6 protein-coding genes are annotated in these 6,816 nt (G+C 66.7%); 4 read left to right on the forward strand and 2 right to left on the reverse strand.

Annotation, left to right across the window (positions count from 1 at the left end; genetic code table 11):
• The first annotated feature begins 34 nt into the window (after positions 1-34).
• From GXB81_RS18675 to GXB81_RS18690, 4 genes are all read left to right on the forward strand, one after another.
• Complete coding sequence (locus GXB81_RS18675) at positions 35-1,123, forward strand: sn-glycerol-3-phosphate import ATP-binding protein UgpC (RefSeq protein WP_205990007.1); 1,089 nt, start codon at positions 35-37, stop codon at positions 1,121-1,123.
• 92 nt (positions 1,124-1,215) lie between these two features.
• Complete coding sequence (locus GXB81_RS18680; protein ID WP_167284158.1) at positions 1,216-1,515, forward strand: DUF3761 domain-containing protein; 300 nt, start codon at positions 1,216-1,218, stop codon at positions 1,513-1,515.
• Between the two features lie 271 nt (positions 1,516-1,786).
• Entirely contained in the window at positions 1,787-3,451 is a 1,665-nt protein-coding gene (gene ettA, locus GXB81_RS18685) for an energy-dependent translational throttle protein EttA (protein WP_167045743.1), read from the forward strand.
• A 296-nt stretch (positions 3,452-3,747) separates the two neighbouring features.
• Positions 3,748-4,869, forward strand: coding sequence for a DUF748 domain-containing protein (locus GXB81_RS18690; RefSeq protein ID WP_167045740.1), 1,122 nt, complete (start codon positions 3,748-3,750; stop codon positions 4,867-4,869).
• A 15-nt stretch (positions 4,870-4,884) separates the two neighbouring features.
• Here GXB81_RS18690 and GXB81_RS18695 read toward each other — a convergent pair whose 3' ends face one another.
• Positions 4,885-5,508, reverse strand: a complete 624-nt coding sequence (locus GXB81_RS18695) for an HAD family phosphatase (protein WP_167045737.1) — start codon at positions 5,506-5,508, stop codon at positions 4,885-4,887.
• A gap of 51 nt (positions 5,509-5,559) precedes the next feature.
• The coding region (locus GXB81_RS18700; RefSeq protein WP_205990008.1) for an aminopeptidase family protein P at positions 5,560-6,816 on the reverse strand (1,257 nt) is incomplete at its 5' end.

Consider the following 6,816-nt stretch of genomic DNA (forward strand, 5'->3'; position numbering starts at 1 on the left):
AACGCGCGGCAAGCAACTCAAAGGCTGGAACAGCATGGCTGCACTGACTCTGCAAGGCGTGAAGAAAACCTACGACGGCAAACAGTTCGTGTTGCACGGCATCGACGTCGACGTGGCCGACGGCGAATTCGTCGTGATGGTCGGCCCGTCCGGCTGCGGCAAATCGACGTTGCTGCGCATGGTCGCGGGGCTCGAGCGCATCTCCGACGGCCGCATTTCGATCGCCGGCAAGGTCGTCAACGAACTGGAGCCGAAGGACCGCAACATCGCGATGGTGTTCCAGAACTACGCGCTGTATCCGCATATGAGCGTGGCCGAAAACATGGGCTACGCGCTGAAGATCGCCGGCGTCGATCGTGCGCAGATCGCGAAGCGCGTGGAAGCCGCCGCGCAGATTCTCGAACTCGGCGCGCTGCTGCAGCGCAAGCCGCGCGAGCTGTCGGGCGGGCAGCGGCAGCGCGTCGCGATGGGCCGCGCGATCGTGCGCGAGCCGGCCGTGTTTCTGTTCGACGAGCCGCTGTCGAATCTCGACGCGCGTCTGCGTGTGCAGATGCGCCTCGAAATCCAGCGTCTGCATGCGCGGCTCAAGACCACGAGCCTGTACGTGACGCACGATCAGATCGAAGCGATGACGCTGGCGCAGCGCGTGATCGTGATGAACAAGGGCCACGCCGAGCAGATCGGCGCGCCGACCGAGGTCTACGAGCGGCCGGCCACGGTGTTCGTCGCGAGCTTCATCGGCTCGCCGGGGATGAACCTGCTCGACGGCCGCGTCTCCGACGACGGCGCGACCTTCGAGGTCGCCGGCAACGGTCCGAAGCTGCCGCTCGCGGGCGTGCCGTCGATCGGCCGCGAAGTCGCGGCGGGCCGCGAATGGACGCTCGGCATTCGCCCCGAGCACATGAGCCCAGGCACGGCCGACGCGCCGACCGCGCCGCTCACGGTCGAATCCTGCGAACTGCTCGGCGCGGACAATCTCGCGCACGGCCGTTGGGGCAAGCACGACGTGACTGCGCGGCTGCCGCATGCGCATCGTCCGGCAGCGGGCGAGACGCTGCAGGTCGTGCTGCCCGCGCAGCATCTGCACTTCTTCGATCCGCAGACCGGACGGCGCGCGAACTGAGCGATGTCGGGATGCCATGACGGCGTCCAGCGGCTCGCGCCGCCGCCGGAACAAAGAACGAACAACAACGCATCACCACGCTTCGGGGAATCATGAAAAGCCTCGCCCTCCGGGCCCTCCGCCCGTATGCGGTGATTGCCGCTGCGCTGCTGTTGAGCGCAGCGCAGGCATTCGCCTACGTCGCGCCGGGCACGAATCCCGACGAATCGAACCTCAGCAACCACCACACCTATACGAATCGCGACGGCAACACCGTGCATGCGCCGGCCCGTTCGCTATCGGGCAGGGCGCCCGAAGGCGCGACCGCGCGTTGCCGCGACGGCAGCTACAGTTTCAGCCAGCATCGCAGAGGCACCTGCTCGCGGCACGGCGGCGTCGCGCAATGGCTCTGAGAATCGGCGGAACGGCGCGCGAGAGGGTGTACAAGACGCTGCCCGGCCCGCCGCGCGAACCGGTCTGCCACTGGAATTCCCGCTGCCTTGCCAGCCCCGCCGCGAAGTACAATGCCACCTGAACCACACGCCGCGCGCGGCAGCGTCGTCCGAGTCCGGCGCCGCGCCGGCCGGCGCCGGGTGTTCCGCCCGGCCCTCACACCGATTACCCATCCACCCTCGACTGCCCGCCCCTCGCGCGGCCGGCGTCGTCAACGTCTACTGCAAGCAAATGGCCCAATACGTTTTCACCATGAACCGGGTCGGCAAGATCGTGCCGCCCAAGCGCCAGATCCTCAAGGACATCTCGCTGTCGTTCTTTCCCGGCGCGAAGATCGGCCTGCTCGGCCTGAACGGCTCGGGCAAGTCGACGCTGATCCGCATCATGGCCGGCGTCGACACCGAGATCGAGGGCGAAGCCACGCCGATGCCGAACCTGAACATCGGCTACCTGCCGCAGGAGCCGCAGCTCGATCCGCAGAAGACCGTGCGTGAAGCGGTCGAGGAAGGTCTCGGCGACGTCTTCAACGCGCAGAAGAAGCTCGACGAAATCTACGCGGCCTACGCCGAGCCGGATGCCGACTTCGACGCGCTCGCCGCCGAGCAGGCGAAGTACGAGGCGATTCTCGCGACGAGCGACGGCAGCGCCGAGCAGCAGATCGAAATCGCCGCCGACGCGCTGCGCCTGCCCGCGTGGGACGCGAAGATCGAACATCTGTCGGGCGGCGAAAAGCGCCGCGTCGCGCTGTGCAAGCTGCTGCTCGAAAAGCCGGACATGCTGCTGCTCGACGAGCCGACCAACCACCTCGACGCGGAATCGGTCGAATGGCTCGAGCAGTTCCTCACGCGTTTCCCGGGCACCGTGGTCGCCGTCACCCACGACCGCTACTTCCTCGACAATGCCGCCGAGTGGATTCTCGAACTCGACCGCGGCCACGGCATTCCGTGGAAGGGCAACTACAGCAGTTGGCTCGATCAGAAGGAAGCGCGCCTGAAGCAGGAAGAAGCGTCGGAATCGGCGCGTCAGAAGGCGATCAAGAAGGAACTCGAATGGGTGCGCCAGAACCCGAAGGGCCGTCAGGCGAAGTCGAAGGCGCGTATTGCCCGCTTCGAGGAACTGAACAGCCAGGAATACCAGAAGCGCAACGAGACGCAGGAAATCTTCATTCCGGTCGGCGACCGTCTCGGCAATGAAGTGATCGAGTTCAAGAACGTCAGCAAGTCGTATGGCGACCGACTGCTGCTCGATAACGTCAGCTTCAAGATTCCGGCCGGCGCGATCGTCGGCATCATCGGGCCGAACGGCGCCGGCAAGTCGACGCTGTTCCGCATGCTGACGGGCCGTGAGCAGCCGGATTCGGGCGAGATCGTCCAGGGCCCGACCGTCAAGCTCGCCTACGTAGACCAGAGCCGCGACGCGCTCGACGGCTCGAAGACCGTGTTCGAGGAAATCTCGGGCGGCGCCGACGTGCTGACGGTCGGCCGCTACGAAACGCCGTCGCGCGCGTATATCGGCCGCTTCAACTTCAAGGGCGGCGACCAGCAGAAGGTCGTCGGCAATCTGTCGGGCGGCGAGCGCGGCCGTCTGCATCTGGCGAAGACGCTGATCGCGGGCGGCAACGTGCTGCTGCTCGACGAACCGTCGAACGACCTCGACGTCGAAACGCTGCGCGCGCTCGAAGACGCGCTGCTCGAATTCGCGGGCTCGGTGCTCGTGATCTCGCACGACCGCTGGTTCCTCGACCGCATCGCGACGCACATCCTCGCGTTCGAAGGCGATTCGCAAATCACCTTCTTCGACGGCAACTACCAGGAGTACGAAGCGGACAAGCGCGCGCGCCTCGGCGAAGAAGCCGCGCGGCCGAAGCGTCTGCGTTACAAGCCGATCTCGCGCTGAGCGGACGGCGGGTGAGTGACGTGACGTGAGGTGACGTGGCGTGGCATGGCCCGTCCGGCGAACGCCGGATAGGGTTGCCGGCGCGGAACGGGCATTGCTGGCACAGGTGCGGTGACGGCGATCGTTCGCCAAGTCGGCGTCATACCGGCATCACGCCGGTTCATGCGGGGCTCATGCCGCATGACGCCAGCACCACGCCGGCACCACGCCAGTTGCCCGCGCCCCGGTCCATGCGCCCAGCGTGCGCATGGACCGTTCACAGCCATACCGCGCCGCGCGGTGACGAGGAGACAAGCATGGCGATGTCGAAGGGCAAGCGCTGGATCGTCATCGTGGGCGGCACGCTGCTGGCATTGATGCTCGTCGCAATCGGCGTGCTGCTGTTCGCGCAACAGGAAGTCAGAACTCGCATCAACGCGGCGCTCGGCCCGCTCGGCAGCGTCGAACGCATCGACGTCGGCCTCACCTCGGTTCACCTCTCCCACGTTCTGCTGAAGGCACCGCCCGGCTGGCCCGCCGGCGAGCCGCTGCGCGCCGACGACATCACCATCACGCCCGATCTGCGCGATCTGCTCGCGCGGCGCATGCATATCCGCGAAGTGGTCGTGCGCGGCTTCGACCTCGCCGTGCTGCGCACGAAGGACGGCTCGCTCAGGCTACTGCCGAATCTGCGCGAATCGCTGAACCGTGGCAATCCACCCGGCAACGGCGCCGGGCCGTCGACTCCGCGCGAGAAGCAGGTCGATCACATCCGCTTCGAGCAGGGCAACTTCCATTTCTACGACATGACCGTCGGGCCGCCACCGTTCAGGGTGACGGTCAGCAACGCCCATGCGAGCGTCGACAATCTGCATCTGCCGTCGCTCAACGAGCCGACCAGCGTGAGCGTGCGGGGCTCGCTCAAAGGTCCGGTGCATACGGGCACGGTCACGTTCGACGGCTGGATCAGGATCGCAAGCCGCGATTCGCAGACCACGAGCAGGCTGCAAGGCGTCGATATCGCGCTGCTCGATCCGTATCTGCTGAAGAAGGCCGGCGCGCGTGCCCAGGTGACGGGCGGCACGATCGACCTGACGGTGGAATCGACGGTGCGCGACTATCGCCTGCATGCGCCCGGCAGCGTGACGGTGCGCAATCTGCAACTCGCGGAAAGCGACAATCCGCTCGACACCTTCATGTCGATTCCGACGCGCGCCGCCGTCGCCGCGCTGAAGTCGCACAACGGCGACGTCTCGCTGCATTTCGTGCTCGATGGCGATTTGCGCGATCCGAAGTTCTCGGTGCGCGAAGGCCTGCTCGCGCGCATCGGCGCCGGGTTCGCGCAGGCCCTCGGCGTGAGCGTCGAGGGTGTCGCGAAGGGCGCGGGCGAGACCGTGAAGGGGCTCGGGAATGCGTTGAAGAACCTGTTGGGGCAGTAGGCCCGCACGTCCGGCTCAGACCGGCAGCCCCAGCCCGCGCAGCTTCGCGCCGGTTTGCGCGGCGCTCGTGTGATGCACGCCGTGCCAGCCGAGCGCGCTCGCGGCTTGGGCGTTCTTGAGGTTGTCGTCGATAAAGACCAGTTCGGCGGGTTCGATGCCGGGCAGTTGCGCGTCGATGCGCCGGCGCATTTCCGCGAAGATTGCCGGGTCGGGCTTCACGAGCTTCACCCGCCCCGACACGACGATGTCGCGAAACCGCCGCAGCACCGGGTAGTGCTCCCATGCGTACGGAAAAGTCTCGGCCGACCAGTTGGTGAGGCCGAAGAGCGGCACGTTGGCGGCTTCGAGCGTTTCCATCAGCGCGACGCCGTCTGCGAGCACGCCCGCCACCATCTCGTGCCAGCGCTCGTAGAACGCGCGGATCAGCGGCGCGTGACCGGGAAACCTGGCGATCAGTTCAGCCGTCGCCTCGGCGATCGGCTGGCCGCCGTCCTGGCGAATCACCCAGTCCATCGAGCAGACGTGCGTGAGAAACCAGCGGCGCTCGGCTTCGTCGGGAATCAGTTCGCGGTACAGATACTCGGGACTCCAGTCGATCAGCACACCGCCAAAATCGAACACCACTGCCTTGATCGCCATGCAGGCTCCTCGCTCGGGTCTTGCTTGAGTCTTGCTCGGGTCTCGCTACGTTCAGATCGGCTGCGTGCGCAGTTCGAGCCACGCTTTCGCGTCGCCCGTCACATGCGGCGACAGGCGCGCGCGCACCGTCTCGTGATACGCGTTGAGCCACGCGCGCTCGTCGTCGCGCAGCAGCGCGAGTTCGATGCAGCGCGTGTCGATCGGGCACAGCGTCAGCGTTTCGAACTTGAGGAAATCGCCGAATTCGGTTTTTTCGGCGGCCACGTTCAGCACAAGATTTTCGATCCGCACGCCCCACTTGCCCGACCGGTAGAGACCCGGCTCGTTCGACGTAATCATGCCCTCTTCCATCGCGGTCCACGGCTCGGCGGGCGCGTAGTGCGAGATCACCTGCGGACCTTCGTGCACGTTCAGGAAATAGCCGACGCCGTGGCCGGTGCCGTGGCCGTAGTCCGCACCCGCTTCCCAGATCGGCGCGCGCGCGATCGCGTCGAGCATCGGCGAGCGGATGCCGCGCGGGAATTGTGCGCGCGACAACGCGATCATGCCTTTGAGCACGATCGTGAAATCGCGCCGCTGTGCCTCGCTCGGCGTGCCGATCGGCACCACGCGCGTGATGTCGGTCGTGCCGCTCAGGTACTGGCCACCCGAGTCGATCAGCAGCAGGCCGTCGCCCTCGATCACCGCGTGCGACGCCTCGGTCGCGCGATAGTGCGGCATCGCGCCGTTCGCGTTGAAACCGGCGATCGTCGAAAAGCTCAGCGACACGAAACCGGGACGGCGCGCGCGGGCGGCCGTCAGGCGTTCGTCGATGGTCAGCTCGGTGATGCGCTCGCGGCCCAATGCGCTTTCGAACCACGCGAAAAATTCGGCGAGCGCGGCGCCGTCCTGTTCCATCGTCGCGCGTACGTGGGCGGCATCGGCGGCGGTCTTGCACGACTTCAGGAACGTGGACGGGTTGACCGCCTCGACCACCGTCACCGACGACGGCACCGCCTGCAGCGAGCCGTACGTGATGCGGCGCGGGTCGATCAGCAGCGTGCTGCCGGCCGGCAGCACGGCGAGCGCGGCCGCGGCATTCGCATAGGGCTCGACGCCGATGCCGTCGCGCGCGAGCACCTCGGCGAGCGCCGGCGAAACCTTGCCGTCGGCGATGAACAGCGACACGCGATCCGTGCCGATCAGCGCATGCGCGACGAACACCGGGTTGTAGCTGACGTCGGCGCCGCGCAGATTCAGCAGCCACGCGAGATCGTCGAGCGTCGAGATGAAGTGCCACTGCGCGCCTTTGTCGGCCATCGCGCGGCG

The sequence above is a fragment of the Paraburkholderia sp. Ac-20336 genome, assembly GCF_017105025.1.
GTDB lineage: Bacteria > Pseudomonadota > Gammaproteobacteria > Burkholderiales > Burkholderiaceae > Paraburkholderia.

Excerpts from the sequence above, each read along its gene's own strand:
- GXB81_RS18675 (WP_205990007.1), top strand. The coding sequence starts at position 35 with ATGGCTGCACTGACTCTGCAAGGCGTGAAGAAAACCTACGACGGCAAA.
- GXB81_RS18680 (WP_167284158.1), top strand. The coding sequence starts at position 1,216 with ATGAAAAGCCTCGCCCTCCGGGCCCTCCGCCCGTATGCGGTGATTGCC.
- ettA (WP_167045743.1), top strand. The coding sequence starts at position 1,787 with ATGGCCCAATACGTTTTCACCATGAACCGGGTCGGCAAGATCGTGCCG.
- GXB81_RS18690 (WP_167045740.1), top strand. The coding sequence starts at position 3,748 with ATGGCGATGTCGAAGGGCAAGCGCTGGATCGTCATCGTGGGCGGCACG.
- GXB81_RS18695 (WP_167045737.1), bottom strand. The coding sequence starts at position 5,508 with ATGGCGATCAAGGCAGTGGTGTTCGATTTTGGCGGTGTGCTGATCGAC.